Origin of the sequence: Roseateles sp. L2-2 (assembly GCF_050613215.1) — a bacterium.
Classification (GTDB): Bacteria; Pseudomonadota; Gammaproteobacteria; order Burkholderiales; family Burkholderiaceae_C; genus Roseateles; species Roseateles noduli.
In genome coordinates this window covers 681,867-698,727 of record NZ_CP192509.1, presented here as the reverse complement: position 1 = coordinate 698,727, position 16,861 = coordinate 681,867, and the positions used below count along the sequence as shown (strand labels likewise).

Annotated in this window: 14 protein-coding genes and 4 tRNA genes; 1 reads left to right on the top strand and 17 read right to left on the bottom strand. The window is 67.4% G+C overall.

Annotated features, from left to right (window positions below; all coding sequences use genetic code 11):
* Positions 1 to 18: 18 nt before the first annotated feature.
* From secE to ACQZ13_RS03160, 6 genes are all read right to left on the bottom strand, one after another.
* On the bottom strand, positions 19 to 402 hold the full coding sequence (gene secE, locus ACQZ13_RS03185; RefSeq protein ID WP_088409115.1) for a preprotein translocase subunit SecE: 384 nt from the start codon (positions 400 to 402) through the stop codon (positions 19 to 21).
* 146 nt (positions 403 to 548) lie between these two features.
* A tRNA-Trp gene (locus ACQZ13_RS03180) sits at positions 549 to 624 on the bottom strand.
* A gap of 17 nt (positions 625 to 641) precedes the next feature.
* Positions 642 to 1,832, bottom strand: a complete 1,191-nt coding sequence (tuf, locus tag ACQZ13_RS03175) for an elongation factor Tu (RefSeq protein WP_377158110.1) — start codon at positions 1,830 to 1,832, stop codon at positions 642 to 644.
* Positions 1,833 to 1,881: 49 nt separating this feature from the next.
* Positions 1,882 to 1,956 (bottom strand) — tRNA-Thr (locus ACQZ13_RS03170).
* 71 nt (positions 1,957 to 2,027) lie between these two features.
* Positions 2,028 to 2,101 (bottom strand) — tRNA-Gly (locus ACQZ13_RS03165).
* Positions 2,102 to 2,183: 82 nt separating this feature from the next.
* Positions 2,184 to 2,269, bottom strand: a tRNA-Tyr gene (locus tag ACQZ13_RS03160).
* A gap of 485 nt (positions 2,270 to 2,754) precedes the next feature.
* On the opposite strand from ACQZ13_RS03160, the gene ACQZ13_RS03155 reads away from it, so the two are divergent.
* Positions 2,755 to 5,400, top strand: a complete 2,646-nt coding sequence (locus tag ACQZ13_RS03155) for a TonB-dependent receptor (RefSeq protein WP_431049842.1) — start codon at positions 2,755 to 2,757, stop codon at positions 5,398 to 5,400.
* Positions 5,401 to 5,601: 201 nt separating this feature from the next.
* On the opposite strand, the gene ACQZ13_RS03150 is transcribed toward ACQZ13_RS03155, so the two are convergent.
* The 11 genes from ACQZ13_RS03150 to trpC all read right to left on the bottom strand — a co-directional run bounded on the left by ACQZ13_RS03150 (position 5,602) and on the right by trpC (position 16,828).
* Positions 5,602 to 6,303, bottom strand: coding sequence for a DUF6445 family protein (locus tag ACQZ13_RS03150; protein WP_431049841.1), 702 nt, complete (start codon positions 6,301 to 6,303; stop codon positions 5,602 to 5,604).
* 41 nt (positions 6,304 to 6,344) lie between these two features.
* The gene (locus ACQZ13_RS03145; RefSeq protein WP_431049840.1) at positions 6,345 to 7,418 is read right to left on the bottom strand and encodes an acyltransferase family protein; all 1,074 of its coding nucleotides are present in this window, start codon (positions 7,416 to 7,418) and stop codon (positions 6,345 to 6,347) included.
* A gap of 19 nt (positions 7,419 to 7,437) precedes the next feature.
* Positions 7,438 to 8,340, bottom strand: a complete 903-nt coding sequence (locus ACQZ13_RS03140; protein ID WP_431049839.1) for a glycoside hydrolase family 16 protein — start codon at positions 8,338 to 8,340, stop codon at positions 7,438 to 7,440.
* On the bottom strand, positions 8,337 to 9,680 hold the full coding sequence (locus tag ACQZ13_RS03135) for an MFS transporter (RefSeq protein WP_431049837.1): 1,344 nt from the start codon (positions 9,678 to 9,680) through the stop codon (positions 8,337 to 8,339). The genes ACQZ13_RS03140 and ACQZ13_RS03135 overlap by 4 nt, the downstream gene beginning before the upstream one ends.
* A gap of 52 nt (positions 9,681 to 9,732) precedes the next feature.
* On the bottom strand, positions 9,733 to 11,214 hold the full coding sequence (gene nagZ, locus ACQZ13_RS03130) for a beta-N-acetylhexosaminidase (RefSeq protein ID WP_431049836.1): 1,482 nt from the start codon (positions 11,212 to 11,214) through the stop codon (positions 9,733 to 9,735).
* Positions 11,215 to 11,281: 67 nt separating this feature from the next.
* Positions 11,282 to 12,292: an SIS domain-containing protein gene (locus ACQZ13_RS03125; RefSeq protein ID WP_431053109.1), complete on the bottom strand. Its 1,011-nt coding sequence runs from the start codon at positions 12,290 to 12,292 to the stop codon at positions 11,282 to 11,284.
* Complete coding sequence (nagA, locus tag ACQZ13_RS03120) at positions 12,282 to 13,421, bottom strand: N-acetylglucosamine-6-phosphate deacetylase (RefSeq protein WP_431049835.1); 1,140 nt, start codon at positions 13,419 to 13,421, stop codon at positions 12,282 to 12,284. Before nagA ends, ACQZ13_RS03125 begins: the two co-directional genes overlap by 11 nt.
* The gene (locus ACQZ13_RS03115) at positions 13,418 to 14,161 is read right to left on the bottom strand and encodes a GntR family transcriptional regulator (protein ID WP_088405999.1); all 744 of its coding nucleotides are present in this window, start codon (positions 14,159 to 14,161) and stop codon (positions 13,418 to 13,420) included. The genes nagA and ACQZ13_RS03115 overlap by 4 nt, the downstream gene beginning before the upstream one ends.
* Before the next feature lie 14 nt (positions 14,162 to 14,175).
* On the bottom strand, positions 14,176 to 15,120 hold the full coding sequence (locus ACQZ13_RS03110; RefSeq protein WP_431049834.1) for a BadF/BadG/BcrA/BcrD ATPase family protein: 945 nt from the start codon (positions 15,118 to 15,120) through the stop codon (positions 14,176 to 14,178).
* A 215-nt stretch (positions 15,121 to 15,335) separates the two neighbouring features.
* The gene (locus tag ACQZ13_RS03105) at positions 15,336 to 16,037 is read right to left on the bottom strand and encodes a uracil-DNA glycosylase (RefSeq protein ID WP_431049833.1); all 702 of its coding nucleotides are present in this window, start codon (positions 16,035 to 16,037) and stop codon (positions 15,336 to 15,338) included.
* Positions 16,037 to 16,828, bottom strand: a complete 792-nt coding sequence (gene trpC, locus ACQZ13_RS03100; RefSeq protein ID WP_431049832.1) for an indole-3-glycerol phosphate synthase TrpC — start codon at positions 16,826 to 16,828, stop codon at positions 16,037 to 16,039. The genes ACQZ13_RS03105 and trpC overlap by 1 nt, the downstream gene beginning before the upstream one ends.
* Positions 16,829 to 16,861: the final 33 nt, after the last annotated feature.

The window sequence follows — 16,861 nt, the reverse complement described above, 5'->3', positions numbered from 1 at the left end:
GTCCCTATCCGTTCTCGCTCAGCGCTTCCAACCCAGGATCAGGTCGTAGAACACCCACTCCAGCGTCTTGTCGGTGAGCCACAGGAACAGCGCCATCACCACGACGAACACGAAGACGTACAGCGTCATCTGGCCGGCTTCCTTGCGGGTCGGCCAGACCACCTTGCCCACTTCCTTGATCGAATCCTGACCGTAGGCGATCAGCGACTTGCCGGACTCCGACGTGAAGAACGCGGCCACGGCCGCAGCCAGCAGCGCCAGCAGGGCGCCCCACTGCACCCACGGACCTTGCTTGCTCAGCACATAGAACGCCACGATCGCCGCGACCAGCAGCACCACGGCGCCGGCCAGCTTGACCTTGTCGGCGCCCGTCGTGACGGTTTCGACTTGAGGATTGGACATTGAACTCACTTCCGTGCCACGACGCTGTGTCGCAGCCTTCATCCACCCAAACATTTGAGCGGATCCACCAGCACCAAAGCCCGCCGAGATGACTCCCGCGGGCTTGGCTTGACCACTAGGACCAACGTTCGCTTATCGCTGATCGTTGGCAGGGGCAGAGGGTCTCGAACCCCCAACCTTCGGTTTTGGAGACCGACGCTCTGCCAATTGAGCTATGCCCCTGTGGTCTCTGACTTGAATTACTCGATGATCGTTGCCACGACGCCCGAGCCGACGGTACGACCGCCTTCACGGATGGCGAAGCGCAGACCCTGCTCCATGGCGATCGGAGCGATCAGCTTCACGGTGATGCTGACGTTGTCGCCAGGCATGACCATTTCCTTATCCTTCGGCAGCTCCACGGCACCGGTCACGTCCGTCGTGCGGAAGTAGAACTGGGGACGGTAGTTGTTGAAGAACGGGGTGTGACGGCCGCCCTCTTCCTTGCTCAGAACATAGATCTCAGCGGTGAAGTGGGTGTGCGGCTTGATCGAGCCGGGCTTGGCCAGCACCTGGCCGCGCTCGACGTCTTCACGCTTGGTGCCGCGCAGCAGGATACCGACGTTGTCGCCGGCTTGACCCTGGTCCAGCAGCTTGCGGAACATTTCCACGCCGGTCACGGTCGTCTTCTGGACTTCGCGGATACCGACGATCTCGATTTCCTCGCCGACCTTGATGATGCCGCGCTCGACACGACCCGTCACCACGGTGCCGCGGCCCGAGATCGAGAACACGTCTTCCACCGGCAGCAGGAACGCGCCGTCAACGGCACGGTCCGGTTGGGGGATGTAGGTGTCCAGCGCGTCAGCCAGGCGCATGATGGCCTGCTCGCCCAGGTCGCCCGTGTCGCCTTCCAGCGCCAGCTTGGCCGAACCCTTGATGATCGGCGTGTCGTCGCCCGGGAAGTCGTACTTGCTCAGCAGCTCGCGGACTTCCATTTCCACCAGCTCCAGCAGCTCGGCGTCGTCCACCATGTCGCACTTGTTCAGGAAGACGATGATGAACTTCACACCGACCTGACGTGCCAGCAGGATGTGCTCGCGGGTCTGGGGCATCGGGCCGTCAGCGGCCGAGCACACCAGGATCGCGCCGTCCATCTGTGCCGCGCCCGTGATCATGTTCTTCACATAGTCAGCGTGGCCCGGGCAGTCAACGTGCGCGTAGTGGCGGTTGGCCGTCTCGTACTCGACGTGCGCGGTGTTGATCGTGATGCCACGCGCCTTTTCTTCCGGCGCCGCGTCGATCTGGTCGTACGCCTTGGCTTCGCCGCCGAACTTCTTCGACAGCACGGTCGCGATCGCGGCCGTCAGCGTGGTCTTGCCATGGTCAACGTGGCCAATCGTGCCCACGTTCACGTGCGGCTTGGTACGTTCAAACTTGCCTTTTGCCATCATGCGCTCCTGGCGATCAGATCAATCAAGAAACGGGATAGAAGAGAGGTGGTGCCCATGGCGCGGATCGAACGCGCGACCTCTCCCTTACCAAGGGAGTGCTCTACCACTGAGCCACATGGGCATCGACACAGGATTGATGACGTTATCAGCAAACCTGTGTCGATCTCTCGACACGACACCTTCAACTTCCGATGGAGCGGGAAACGGGAATCGAACCCGTGTCATTAGCTTGGAAGGCTAAGGTTCTACCATTGAACTACTCCCGCCCGGGAGTTTTCCAATCCCAACCGCTCGAACCGCGAAACGGGTGACGATCACCCGTTTCGTTGCTCTTGCATTGGTCTGCCTTGGTGGAGGAGGCTGGATTCGAACCAGCGTACGCGTTAGCGGGCAGATTTACAGTCTGCTGCCTTTAACCACTCGGCCACCCCTCCAAGGCAAGCCCACGACTATAGCACCGTTATTTTTTGGCGCAAACAAAAATTCCGCCTGGAACTGCACGCGTGCGATTGGCGCTCTCTGGCGAGCGAGACTGCACCCGCCCCACCCTGCCCGCCCATGCGTCCTGAATGTGCCCCAGCGCACGCTCCGGCACGCGGCGACGCGGACCACTCTTAATACCAATTTGCGACCAAGTGGTCTCATGAACCGGCCCCGGCGCGGGCCGGCCGGCACCCTGACCTTGGACACCCGGACACCGCTGTCCATGCGGGTCGCGGCGATGCCACAGCAGGGAAAACACCGGCCTGAAACTGGTAGCAAAGTGGCTTTACCGCTCGTTATAGTGGCATGGCATTGGTTGCATTGAGGTGTATCGGGGGCGCCAGCTGCATGCCACTCCGCCGAAGGGTGTCGTGATTTCAGGTGCCAAGTCTTCATCACGGCCACAACTCCCTGGCCACTCGAGGAGCAGTTCATCATGAAGGTCAACAAGACCCCAATCGCGGCGGCGGTGACGCTGACGCTGCTGAGCGCGGCGTTCGCCGTGCAGGCGCAGGAACAGAAGAAAGAAGAAAACACGCAGCTGGACCAGGTGGTGATCACCGGCATCCGCGCATCGCTGCAGACGGCGGCCAACATCAAGAAGAACGCCAACGCGGTGGTCGATGCCGTCTCGGCCGAAGACGTGGGCAAGCTGCCCGACTCCGACGTCGGCCAGGCGCTGGGTCGCATTCCCGGCATCTCGGTGGGACGCGATTTCGGCGTCGGCGCCTCGGTGTCGATCCGCGGCACCGACCCGCAGATGACCCTGACCACCCTGAACGGCCACAGCGTCGCCTCGACCGGCTGGTATGACCAGAAGGCGATCGACCGCTCGTTCAACTACTCGCTGCTGCCGCCCGAGCTGATCGGCGGCATGGAGGTCTACAAGTCCTCCCAGGCCGACCTGACCGAAGGCGGCATCGGCGGCACGGTGATCGTCAAGACCCGCAAGCCGCTGGACCTGGACCCGAACGCGGTCTTCGTCAGCGTCAAGGGCGGCAAGGGCACGGTCAGCAAGGACTGGACCAAGGAAGTGTCCGGCCTGTACAGCTGGCGTGACAGCGGCAAGATGTTCGGCGTGCTGGTCTCCGGCGCCCTGGAACGCGGCGACTACATGCGCCGCGGCATCGAGGCCGACGGCCGCTGGTCCGGCGACGTGACGCCGGGCACCTTCCTGCAGGAACGCGAGCGCAAGGCGTTCAACGTCAGCCTGCAGGCGCGCCCGACCAAGAGCATCGACCTCGGACTGAACTACACCCGCCTGGAGTACGACGCCGACGCGTCCAACACCACCCACTACCTGTACACGCTGCAGGACCCGGGCAAGGGTTACGCCGACACCAACGCCTGCGTCCAGCCGAGCCCGGATCCGGCGCTGCTGTGCCAGAAGACCAACATCACGCAGGCCAACGCGACCAGCACCTTCCTGCAGACCTGGGCGCGCGCCGCCAAGATGACCTCGGACACCGTGGTCGCGGAAGGCGCGTTCAAGGGCGACGGCTTCAAGATCGAAGGCTCGGCCGGCACGACCAAGGCCGACGGCGGCACCTCGCTGACGACCAACTACAGCTACCTGGGCTGGGGCAACGCGCCGGGCCTGCCGAAGTGGTGGGGCACGACCGACGCGACCGGCAAGAAGATCTCGATCTCCCCGGGCCAGGACATGACCGTCCCGCTGAGCGCGCTGGGTGCGAACTCCACGCCTGAATCCTGGGCGACCGCGCGCGGTCCCAACAAGGACAAGGAAGACTTCGCCCAGGCCGATGTGACCATCGATCTGGACTACAGCATCCTGACCGCGTTCAAGGCCGGCGTCCGCGCCACCAAGCACACCTTCACGAAGGACGAATACCGTCCGACGATGGTGACCACGCCGGTGAGCGCCAGCACCGACTCCCTGTTCAGCGGCACCATCCCGATGGGCACGCCGGGCTGGAGCGTGCCCAAGCCCAACCTGGGCGCGATGTTCGCGCTGGCCAACGCCAACGTGGCGAGCTGGACCCAGTCGCGCGGCGGCTACGGCGAGATCGAGGAGAAGAACACCGCCCTGTACGGCATGTTCAACTTCGAGAAGGACGCGCTGCACGGCAACTTCGGCCTGCGCTACATCCGCACGAAGGCGAGCAACGACGCCTACGTGTTCGACGGCACGCCGCTGGCGGCCGGCGACGTCGCGCAGAACATCGGCTGGAGCACGAACAAGCAGCAGCAGAGCTCGACGTACCACGACTGGCTGCCCAGCCTGAACGTCGTGTACGACATCAACCGCAACACGCTGCTGCGCTTCGCCGCGTCCAAGGCGATCACGCGTCCGAACTACGACAACATGTTCGCCGGCGCGACGCTGGGCTGGAACGACCAGGTCCAGAACAACGAGACGGTCAACTACGGTACCCCGGCGCTCAAGCCGCAGTCGTCCAAGCAGGTCGACCTCGGCATCGAGTACTACTACGGCCGTGGCAACCTGGTGTCGGCGGCGGTCTTCCACAAGAAGATCGACAACTTCATCACCACGACGACGCAGGTCAATCAGAAGATCGGTCTGGTGAGCCCGGACACCGGCCTCGACAACTGGACGATCAACCGCTACATCAACGCGGGCGGCGGCAAGATCAACGGCATCGAGACGCAGCTGAACCACTCGTTCGACAACGGCTTCGGCGTGGTGGCGAACTACACGTTCACGGATGCGAAGGCGCCCAAGACGAGCTACCAGGACGAGCTGAACATGTTCACGCTGTCCTCGCGTCACAACGTGAACCTGCTCGGCTTCTACGAAACCGACGTGTACAGCGCGCGTCTGGCCTACAACTGGCGCTCCAAGTACATGGTTCGCGAGACGGGCTACTACGGCAACCGCATGCATGACGACTACGGCACGCTGGACCTGAGCCTGGGCTGGAACGTCACGAAGAACCTGCGTCTGAGCTTCGAGGCGATCAACCTGACGAAGGAAGACGACGTGCAGTACGGCGCCGCGGGTTCGAACACGACGCTGCGCCAGTCGCTCAAGGGTGGCTACCCGGCCTGGTCCTTCATGGGCGAGACCACGTACCGCATCGGCCTGAACGCCAAGTTCTGATTCCAGAACATCTCCGAGGGTCTCCTGGCCCTCTTCAAGCCCGGCTCGTGCCGGGCTTTTTTGTTTCCGAACGCCCCCTCCCCACTCCCCCCACACGGCAGTCAGCGGATCTCTGTGGGGCCGGAATGGGGTGAGGGGGTCCAGGAGGGAGCCCCCTCACCCCGTGGAGAGCCCGCGCTTGGCTGCGCGGACGAAGCGACCTCAGAAGTCGACGAAGGTATTGACCGTGAGCCGGCCGTGGCGCGGGTCGTCGCTGATGCTGAGCGCGGGATTCACGCAGGCGGTGTGGATGAGTCCGCCCGAGTAGACGACCAGCCGGTTGAACTTCGCTGGCAGCCTGCCGAGGAACTCGAAGTGTTCATCGCCGGCGTCGAAGTAGCGTTGCGGGGGCGGACGGCGCTCGATCTGGTCGCGGATCGACGCGCCATAGCGCTCCGTGTCGTCGGCACCGATCTGCTGGAGCCCGGTGGCCTTGTGCCGATAGAACCCCGTGCCGCCATGACGGCCGTCGCAGAGGTACAGCAGCGCCGCCATGTAATGCGGCGCGCTGGAGTCGAAGTGCGGCACGCGTTGCAGCGGGCCGAGCCGGTCCGGCGCCAAGGTGGTGAGCGAGAACATGCACGGCGTCTTGCGCAGCGGCAGGTCCTCGTCGATGCCGAAGTTGATCTTGATGAGCGGATCCAGCAGCGACACCAGTTCCTGGGAATAGGCCTCGGGCGCGTTGGCGCGCATGCCGGGATAGCCTTTCCCTTCGGTCGCTCCAGGGCAGAGCTCGAACGTGCTGGCGCAGGCGGCCTGGACGAGCGCCTGCGGATCTTCGAGGAAGTGGTCGATCAGCAGGACCTGATGGCCACCAATGGTGAGCGACTGCACGTCGGGCGGCATGCGGATGGGAAAGCTCATCGCCCGATTGTCCGTCCGCGCGCCGGACGGCGCGTCGGGGTTCACACCTTGATGTAGATGCGGCGTGCGTCGAGCACGCGCACGATCGCCCACCAGACGGCGACGAACACCAGCGCGAAGGCGAGCGAGCGCCCATACGGCCCGACGATCGGCTCCAGCCAGCCGAAGCCGTACGCGTAGAGCGGGTCCATCCAACCGAAGCCCGCCAGGAACACCGTGCACATCCACGCGCCGGCGTAGGCGGCGATCGCGTTGACGCCGAAGCTGCGGAACAGCGGCGGCCAGCCCAGTCGATCGATCAAGGCATGCGCGCCCAGCAGCGCCAGCGCGGCCAGCCCGCCGGTGAAGAGGACGAACGACGGCGTCCACAGGTTCTTGTTGATGGGCATCAGGCCGATGGCGTCCAGTGCGAAGCCTGCGGCAGCCGCCGTGATCCCGATGGTCGCGAGCTGCTTCAGCGCGCCGCTGCGCAGCGCCTCGCCGCATCGCCAACCGAGCAGCGTCGTCGCGATCGCGCCGAGCGTGGCGACGATGCCTTCCGGATCGTGGCCGAGTCCGGTGACCGGGTCCCACTCATACCCGTGAGGTCCCAGCAGCCACGCGTCAACGCGGCTGGCGATGTTGCCGGCCTTGTCGAGCGGACCGCCCCAGAGCAGCAACGCGCCATAGCCGAGCAGCAGCGCAGCGAGCCAGAGACGCTGGCCGGTCGCCCGCCACTGGATCGCGATCAATCCGGTCAACGCGAAGCACAGTCCGATGCGCTGCAGCACGCCGGGAATGCGCAAGGCCGGTTTGCCCATCAGCCACCAGGCGAGCGCATGCAGCACCAGCCCGAGTACCAGGATGCGCAGCCCGCGCTTGATCACCGTGCCGCGCAGCGCATCGCCGCCGCCGGCCTCGATCCGCGCGCCCATCGCGAGGGACAGCGACACGCCCACGATGAACAGGAAGAACGGAAACACGAGGTCCGTCGGCGTCCAGCCGTTCCAGGCCGCGTGCTCCAGCGGCGCATAGACGTAGCCCCAGTCGCCAGGGTTGTTGACCAGCAGCATCGCGGCCACGGCCAGACCGCGCAGCGCGTCGACGGACGCGATGCGTTTCGAGGGAGCATTCATGGGAAGGAAGTCGGAAGGATCAGAAGTCGCAGCGGCTCTCCAGCGCCGGCTCGGCGGCCGGCACCTGGTCGAGGCGCTTGACGCCGGCGGCACGCCAGCGCTTCACCTGCGCCTCCACGGCGGCCGGACTCAGCACCGCGTCCTTCGCGTGGAACACCCAGTCGACGTCTTCCTCGTACACGCGCGGCGGGCCCCCGGCGGGTCCCTGCGGCAGCGGGCCTTCCGGCGAGAACCACAGGTTGAAGTTGATCGACATCGGCACCACCGGATAGTTCCGGCCGCCGTGCTGGTCGACCTTGCGGCCGTCGATGAACCAGTGCGTGCGGCCATCGGCGACCTGCATCACCAGCGTGTGCCAGTCCTTGCCCGGCGCGCCCAGCGGGCCGAACTCCTCGTGCTGCTGGTTGAAGGCCAGCCAGGGATCCAGACGCACCGTCTGCCAGGTGATGCCGTAGATCCGCGTCTTCTCGCTGCCCCAGCCGCCGTTGGGCAGGTATTCCCAGTCGAGCTCGCTGAACTCGGGATCGAAATCGTGCTTCAGCGGGCTCACCACGTAGAAGGTCTGGATCACCGGATCGCCGTCGGCGCCGCTCACCGGCTGGTCGCTGAAGCGCACCCGCGCCGCGTAGGTGCCGGCCAGATACTTGCGCTGGTGGCAGACCTGCACCTGCGTCGTGCCCGCGCCGGTGCCGTCGGTCGTGCCGCGCAGACGCAGCTTGCCGTCGACCAGGCTCAAGGCCTCCGGCGCCCAGCGCGCGCCCGGCAGCCCCGGATGGCCAGCCGCGTCACGCGCCGTCCAGCCCTGCTTGAACATCGCCGCAGTGTCTGCGTAGCTGAAGTCGTCGAAGAAATACGCCGGCTCCTTGCCCGCCTGCGCGGACATTGAAGCCACAGCCAAGGTCGCTGCGATCCAGGCTTTCATACGACGCGCTCCAAGGGTTCCGCCGAGCCGGCGGACGGGGACGCCGAAGCGCCCTGCGTCTTTCCGGGCATGCGGATGAACATCAGCAGGATCAGCGCCGGCGCGCCGCAGCCGATCGTCCACAGGAAGAAGTGCTCGTAGCCCATGGCGATCTGGATGTCGCCGCTGATGGTCTTGGACAGGATGAAGCCCAGCTGCATCACCCCCGAGCCCAGCGCGTAGTGCGCCGTCTGGTACTTGCCCGGCGCCACCGCCTGCATGATGTACAGGATCATCCCGACGAAGCCGAAGCCGTAACCCAGCATCTCGACCGCGACAGCGAAGCCCACGTGCCACAGATCCGCCGGCATCGTGACGGCCAGGTAGTAGAAGGTCGCGTTGGGCACCGCCATCGCCACGATCAGGAACGGCATCGCGCGACGCAGACTCAGCCAGCTCGTGAAGTACCCGCCCACGATGCTGCCGACCAGGAAGGCCGCCGTGCCCACGGTGCCGTAGATCCCGCCGACCTGTTCCGTCGTCAGACCCAGACCGCCCTTCTCGCGCGGCTCGATCAGGAACAGCGGTCCGATCGTCTGCACCTGCCCTTCGGCGAAGCGGAACATCACGATGAACAGGATCATCAGCCAGATGCCCGGCTTGCCGAGGAAATCGCGGATCACCTCGTCCAGGGTCTGCCAGACGCCCCGGACCGTGAGATCGCGGTGCTCGGTGTTGAGCGTGCCGGGCAAGGCATACGCGTTGTAGCTGGCCAGCACGAACAGCAGCACCGCCAGCATCGCGAAGATCACCGACCAGGCGTTCATCACGCCGATGCCGCGCTCCAGATGACCGGCCAGCACCAGCAGTCCGCCGAGGGTCAGGAACTTCGACGCATTGAAGAACGCGCCCTGCCAGCCGGCGTAGGCCGCCTGCTGCTTGTCGTCGAGCGAGGCCATGTAGAGACCGTCGCAGGCGATGTCATGCGTCGCCGACGCATAGGCGAGCAGGAACAGCACCGCGATGCTGGCCGCGAACCACATCGGCAGCTGCAGCGCCACCGCCATCAGGCCCAGGCCCACCGCGCCGGTGTACTGCCCCGCGACGACGATCAGCTTCTTGCTGCGCGCCAGCTCCAGGAAGGGGCTCCACAGCGGCTTGAACGCCCAGGCCAGGCCGAGCAGACCGGTCCAGCGCGCGATCTGGTCGTTGGCGACGCCCATGTTCTTGAACATCAGGCCGGCGATCAGCATGACGACGAAGAACTGCATGCCCTGCACGAAGTACAGGCTGGAGACCCAGCGGATGGGGCTGCGGTCGCTGCGCGCGTCGGCGGCGGGGGGACTCTTCGAAGAGCTCATGGGGGAGGACCTCGGTGCGATGCGGTGCTGAGCGGGGCGGCGGAAGCCGGCTTCAATCCAGCGTGACCGGCGACTGGCCGCCGGCCTCGCCGCGGCCTTGCAGCCAGGCGCCGAGCGCGCCCAGCGCGCCGTCGGCGTAACCCCAGCTGATCACCGTCGGCGCGGAGACGTCCAGCGCCTGGAACGGATTCCACAGCACCAGATGCAGGTCCGGCCGCCACGCGGCAGCGTTGGCGCCGTAGCGCGCGCGGTGCGTCGAAGCCACGATCGTGAAGCGGCCGTCGCTCGGCACGGTCGCCCAGTCGAGCGCCGCGATGTCGCCGAGCGAGACGAACTCGACGTCGCCGTAGCCCTCGAACAGCGCGCGCACCTGCGCGCCGGTCGGTCCGGCTTCGGAGACGCCGTCGGTCGGCACTTCATCCTGCACCAGCACGCGGATCGGACGATCGACCGCCGGCGGCTTCGCGCCGCGCAGCGCGCTCAGGCCCGCGGCCCAGGCGCGACGCATCAGCACGTCGTCGGCCTCGCGCTGCGCGCCCTGGTAGTCGTCGAAGCGGACGGGGAAATCGCGCGCCAGCTTGTCCAGTCGCGCTTCGGCCTGGCGACCGCGCTCGACGCTCAAGCCGCCGCGCGACAGCGCGTCCTGCAGCGCATGGATCGCCTGCGCCTGCTCGTCCAGCGAGCCCTGCGCCAGGATCATGTCGGCGCCGGCGTTGATGGCCAGCACCGCCGCCTTCGCATAGCCGTAGCGCTCGGCGATGGCCTTCATCATCAGCGCGTCGGTGATGACGACGCCGTCGTAGCCGTACTCGTCGCGCAGGATGCCGCCCAGGATGGTCTTCGAGAGCGTCGCCGGGTACTGCGGGTCGATCTTCGGATAGACGATGTGCGCCGTCATGATCGACGGCGCGACGTCGCGCAGCGCCTGGAAGGGCTTGAGTTCGAGCGCGTCCAGCTCGGCGCGGGACTTCTCGACCGTCGGCAGGTCCAGGTGGGAGTCGACGTGCGTATCGCCGTGTCCCGGGAAGTGCTTGATGCAGCAGGCCACGCCCGCCGCCATCGAGCCCTTCATCCACGCGCCGGCCAGGCGCGTGACGGTGTCGGCGGTCTCGCCGAAGCTGCGCTCGGCGATGACCGGGTTGGCCGGGTTGTTGTTGATGTCGGTGACCGGCGCGAAGTTCCAGTTGATGCCGATGCCGCGCAGCCCGCGCGCCACCGCGGCGCCGACCTGCTCGGCCAGCCCCTCGTCGCCCGCCGCGCCCAGCGCCATCGCCGACGGCGGCTGCGGCAGGAAGGTCGCCCGCACGACGGAACCGCCCTCCTGGTCGAGCCCGATGAGCGCATCCGCGCCCATCGCCTCGCGCAGATCGCGCGTGAGCTGCCGGACCTCGGCCTCGGTGCCCAGGTTCTTGCGGAACAGGCAGACGGCACGGATCCTGTTGTCGCGCAGGAAGGCCGCGGTCGTCGCGTCCAGCGTCTTGCCCTGGATGTCCACCATCACCAGCCGGCCCGGATGGAATGCTGTCTCGCTCATGTCGTTCTCTTCTGCCTGGCCCGCGGGTCGACGGCTGGGGATGGGGAATGGATGCGCGCTTGCGCGATCAGTGCGTCTTGGTGACCTTGGCCAGGTGCCGCGGCTGGTCGGGGTTCAGACCCCGCGCCTGCGCCAGCGCCTCGACCATCGGATAGAAGCTCTGCACCGCCGTGATCGGATCGAGGTCCTCGTTGCCGGTGCAGGTCAGCGGCAGCTCGGCGCCGGGCGTGCCTTCCGGCGCCGCCAGCAGCACGCGCGCGCCGCGGCCGCGCATCTCCTCGGCCAGCGCCAGCAGCCCCGCCTGCGCGGGACCGCGCGGCGCGAAGACCAGCAGCGGATAGCCCTCGTCCACCAGTGCCATCGGACCGTGCTTCACTTCCGCGCCGGAGAAGGCCTCGGCCTGGATGCCGCAGGTCTCCTTGAACTTGAGCGCCGCTTCCAGCGCGATCGGCAGCGAGGTGCCGCGCCCGATGACGAACAGCTTGTCCGCGCCCTTGAGCACGTCGACCGCCACGTCCCAGCGCTGCTTCGCGGCCTGCTCCATCGCCTGCGGCAGGGTCTGCAGCGCGGCCGAGAGGTCCTCGTCGCCCTGCCAGGCGGCGACGACGCGCGCGCCCGCCACCAGCTGCGCGATGTAGCTCTTGGTCGCGGCGACGCTCTGCTCCACGCCGGCATGCAGTCGGAAGACGTGCTCGGCGGCGGCTTCCAGCGGCGAGCCGTCGGCGTTGACGAAGGCGACCGTGCGGGCGCCGTTGGCGCGGAAGTACTGCGTCGGCGAGACCAGGTCCGGGCTCTGGCCCGATTGCGAGAAGGCGAAGGACACCAGGCCCTGGCTCTCGATCTTGCTCTGGTAGAGCGTGATCAGCGACATCGGCAGCGAGGTCACCAGTCGGCCCAGACGCGCCATCACCAGGTAGGCGAGGTAGTGGGACGCATGGTCCGAACTGCCGCGCGCGATCGTCAGCAGCGAGGTCGGCGGCTGCTCGCGCAGCGCGTCGCCCAGGGCCGCGTAGGCGTTCTGATCGGCGGCCAGTTGACGGGCCACCACCTGCGGCGCGCTCAGCGCCTCATCCAGCATTCGCGAGGTCAATTGCTTCTCCTTCAACGACCACGCACTGCAACTGCAAGCCACGGTCCATCACCACGAAATCCGCCCAGGCGCCCGGCGCCAGACGGCCCCGATCGTCCAGACCCAAATAGTCCGCCGCGTTCGTCGACACGCGCTTGGACGCGTCCTCGATCGGGAGGCCCAGTTTCAGCACCAGGTTGCGCAGCGCCTGGTCCATCGTCAGCGTCGATCCGGCCAGCGTGCCGTCGGGCAGGCGCACGCCGCCCAGGCACTTGGTGACGCGGTGGCGGCCCAGGCTGTACTCGCCGTCGGGCATGCCGGCCGCGGCCGTCGAATCGGTGACACAGAACAGATGCGGGATGCTGCGCAGCGCGACGCGGATCGCGCCGGGATGCACGTGCAGCAGGTCCGGAATGATCTCGGCGTACTGCGCGTGCGCCAGCGCGGCGCCGACCATGCCGGGCTCGCGGTGGTGCAGGCCCGTCATCGCGTTGAACAGATGCGTGAAGCCGCCGGCGCCGCGGCCGAGCGCGGCCACGCCGTCCTCGTAGGTGCCCAGCGAGTGGCCGATCTGCACCTGGAAGCCGGCGACGCGCAGCTGCGTGACCAGGTCGAGATGTCCGGGCAGTTCCGGCGCCAGCGTGATCAGGCGGATCGGCGCGATCGCATGCAGCTCGCGGATTTCGGCGATCGACGCGGCCTTGGCGAAGTCCGGCTGCGCACCGAGCTTGCCGGGATTGATGTACGGCCCTTCGAGGTGCACGCCCAGCACGCGGGCGCCGCCCTCGGGGCGCACGACGCAGAGTTCGGCCAGTCCCCGCATCGCCTGCCGGATCTCGTCCAGCGGCGCGGTCATCGTCGTGGCGAGCAGCGAGGTCGTGCCGTGTTTCGCATGCAGCATCGCAAGCTGCGCGGCGGCGTCGCCGCCTTCCATCGTGTCGCGGCCGGCGCCGCCGTGGACGTGGGTGTCGATGAAGCCCGGGAGGACGATGGGCAGGTCCTGCGCGCCGTGGCGCACGTCGTATTCCGGCGCAGGCGTCCCGTCGATGCGGACGACGCGTCCCTTGTCATGTTCCAGCACACCGCGGATGAACCCGCTGGGTGTCAATATGAATCCGTCGATGTGCTGGGTCGTCATCCGTCTCGCCTCATCTCCGCGACGAAGTCGTAGTAGTCGCTGCGGCAGTAGGAATGGGTGAGCTCCACGGCCTGACCCTGGTCGAGGTAGCCCACGCGGGTGATGAAGAGCACCGCCTGGCCCACCGGCACCTGCAGCAGGCCCGCGAGACGCGAGTCGGCATTGATGGCGCGGATGTGCTGCAGCGCGCGCACCGGGGCGCCGCCGTGCTGGGCGAGGTGCTCGTACAGCGAGGACTCGACCTTCTGCGGATCGGGCAGCACGGCCTCGGGCAGGATCGAGAGCTCATAGGCCATGACCACGGCATCCGCCAGGCGCAGGCGTTCCAGGCGCGCGACGCGCTGACCGGTCGTCAGGCCGAGCGAGAGCTGCTCGTCCGGGGCCGCCATGGCGAAGCCGCGCGTCAGCCAGCGGCTGCTGGGCTTGAAGCCGCGCTGATGGAGTTCTTCCGAAAAGCTGGTCAGGCGCGACAGCGGCTGTTCGAGCTTCGGGGCGATGTAGTTGCCGGAGCCGCGCTTGCGCACGATCAGGCCCTGTTCCACGAGGCGATCGATCGCCTTGCGGGCGGTGACGCGCGAGAGGTCCAGCGACTCGGAGAGCACGCGTTCCGACGGCAGGGCCTCGTCGGCCTGGTACTGGCCTTCTCGGATCGCCTGCGCCAGCTTGTGGGCCAGCTGCATGTACAGCGGCGACGCGGCGGCGGGATCGGGCTTGAACTGGAAGGGCAGCTTGGTGCTCATCGGGCTTCTCGTCTTCAACGGGGGTCGGAGAGAGCGCCGCGGACCAGCCGCAGCGCGCCGTCGGCCGAGTCGCCCTGGGGCGACACGCAACGGGCCCGAATGTTGCCTGAGAAAAGCGCGGCGAGCCGCTGCGCCACGCTGCCCGCGAGCGACAGCGGCAGCTGCCGCGTCGGATCGAGCGCGAGCGCGAGCTGCTCCAGTTCCGCGACCGCCTGCGCGACGAGCGCCGCGGCGGCCGGATCGGATTCCGATTGTTCGAAGACGAGCGGCGCGAGCTGCGCGTACGCATGCTGGCCGGCCTGGGCGACCCAGGCGTTGATGGCGTCGCGGTCCTGGCCGTCCTTGCAGCCGGCGACGGCCCACACGGCGCGCGCCAGCGGTCCGGCGTCGACGCGTCCGTCCATGGCCTTCTGCGCCACGCGCATCGCCTGGATGCCGAGCCACGCGCCGCTGCCTTCGTCGCCGCCTATCCAGCCCCAGCCGCTGACGCAGACCATCGAGCCGTCGGCGCGCAGCGCCTCGCCCACCGTGCCGGTGCCGGCCGCGATCACGCCGCCGGGCCGGCCCGCATGGGCGCCGATGACGGACGTGGTGCCGTCGTTCACGAGTTCGATGTGGAGGTAGCCCGGCTGCTGCGCGACGAAGGCCTGCGCCTGCGAAGCGACGCCCGCGCCGGAGAGGCCCAGACCGATGGCGGTCTCGCCGAGCGGCAGACGTTCGATGCCGGCCTTGGCCGCCGCTTCCTGGACGGCCATCTGGATGTGGCGCCAGGCTTGAGCAATGCCCTGCCCCAGCGCCGACGGCCCCGCCCAGCCTTGTCCGAGCAGCTGCCCGTGGACGTCGCTGAGCCGGACCCGCGTGCCGGTGCCACCGCCATCCACTCCCACCAGGAAGCGGACGCCCGCGAATCGCGGCTGCAGAGGAGCGGACCAGGCGTCCGCCAGGGGGTGGCTTGTCATGATTAATACCAGTTTAGTACCAAAAAACGCAGAGCGTCAATTGGTAGCGCACTGGACTTAACCCTGATGCCGGGGCCCCTTTCAGAGGGGTTGCGTGGTTATGACCACCAACGTACCAGTTATGGCTCTGAGAGAAAAGAGCGGAGGCCTGTTTTACTCCCTCTCCCGCTTGCGGGAGAGGGCAGGGGTGAGGGCCAGCGACCGCGGCAGTACGGTCAATCCAAGGACCAGCCGAGCTCGACGCCCTGCCCCTTCAGCCAGGTACTTGCAGCCGAGAAATGCCCGCAGCCGATGAAGGGCGCGGGACCACGCGTGGCGGACAACGGCGATGGGTGATTCGCCTGCAGCACCAGATGCTGATGCCCCGCCGCCTCGATCAGCGGCGCCTTCGCCTGCGCATGAGCCCCCCAGAGGAGGTAGACCTTGGGGGCCGGGTCTTGCGCGGTTGCAACGATGAGCGCATCCGTCAGCGACTCCCAGCCCTTCTTCGCATGCGAGGCGGCGGCGCCGTCCTCGACGGTCAGGCTGGTGTTGAGCAGCAGCACCCCGCGGCGCGCCCACTCGCCGAGATGGCCCGACATCGCCGGCTGCTGCCCCAGGTCGCGCTGCAGTTCCTTGAAGATGTTGCGCAGCGAGGGCGGCAGCTTCTCCCCCACCGGCACGGAGAACGACAGTCCCTCCGCCTGCCCCGGCCCGTGATACGGGTCCTGGCCGACGATGACGACCTTCACGTTCGTCAACGGCGTGAGTCGCAGCGCGCGCAGCGGATCGGGCGGATAGATCACCGCGCCTTCCGCAAGGCGCGTCTTCAGCAGCGCCTCGATGCGCTGGCCATCGGCACTCGCGCGCCAGGCGTCGATCAGCGGCTGCCAGCCGTCCCCGGCCGACCAGTCGAGGGTCTTGAGCGTCGCGGCCATCAGCGGAACAGCGCCGACAACGCCGCGCCCGGATCCGGCGCGCGCATGAACGCCTCGCCGACGAGGAAGGCGTTGACCTGCGCCTCGCGCATGCGCTGCACATCGTCGGGTCCGAGGATGCCGGACTCGGTCACCAGCAGGCGATCCGCCGGCACGTGCTTCAGCAGCCCGAGCGTCGTGTCCAGCGTGACCTCGAAAGTCTTGAGGTTTCGGTTGTTGATGCCGACCATGGGCGTCTTCAAGCGCAGCGCGCGCTCCAGCTCCGCGCCGTCGTGCACCTCGACCAGCACGTCCAGGCCGAGGCCCAGCGCGCAGTCTTCAAGCTCCGCCATCAGCCCGTCGTCCAGGCTCGCTGCGATCAGCAGGATGCAGTCCGCGCCCATCGCGCGGGCTTCGTAGACCTGGTACGGATCGATCATGAAGTCCTTGCGCAGCACCGGCAGCGCGCAGGCCGCGCGGGCCTGCTTCAGGAACTCGACCGAGCCCTGGAAATGCGGCGCATCGGTCAGCACGCTCAGGCAGGCCGCGCCGTGCTGCTCGTAGCTGCGGGCGATGTCGGCGGGACGGAAGTCCTCGCGCAACACGCCCTTGCTCGGGCTGGCCTTCTTCACTTCGGCGATGACGCCGCTGCGACCGTCGGCGATCTTCGCGCGCAGCGCCTTCACGAAACCGCGCGTCGGCTCCGCGCGCGATTCGGCTTCGGCACGCAGCGCGGCCAGCGGCACGCGGGCCGACGCCGCGGCGACTTCCTCGCGCTTGACGGCGTTGATGCGATCCAGGATGTCAGACATACGACTCTCTCGATTCCAGACGGATTCAGGCGG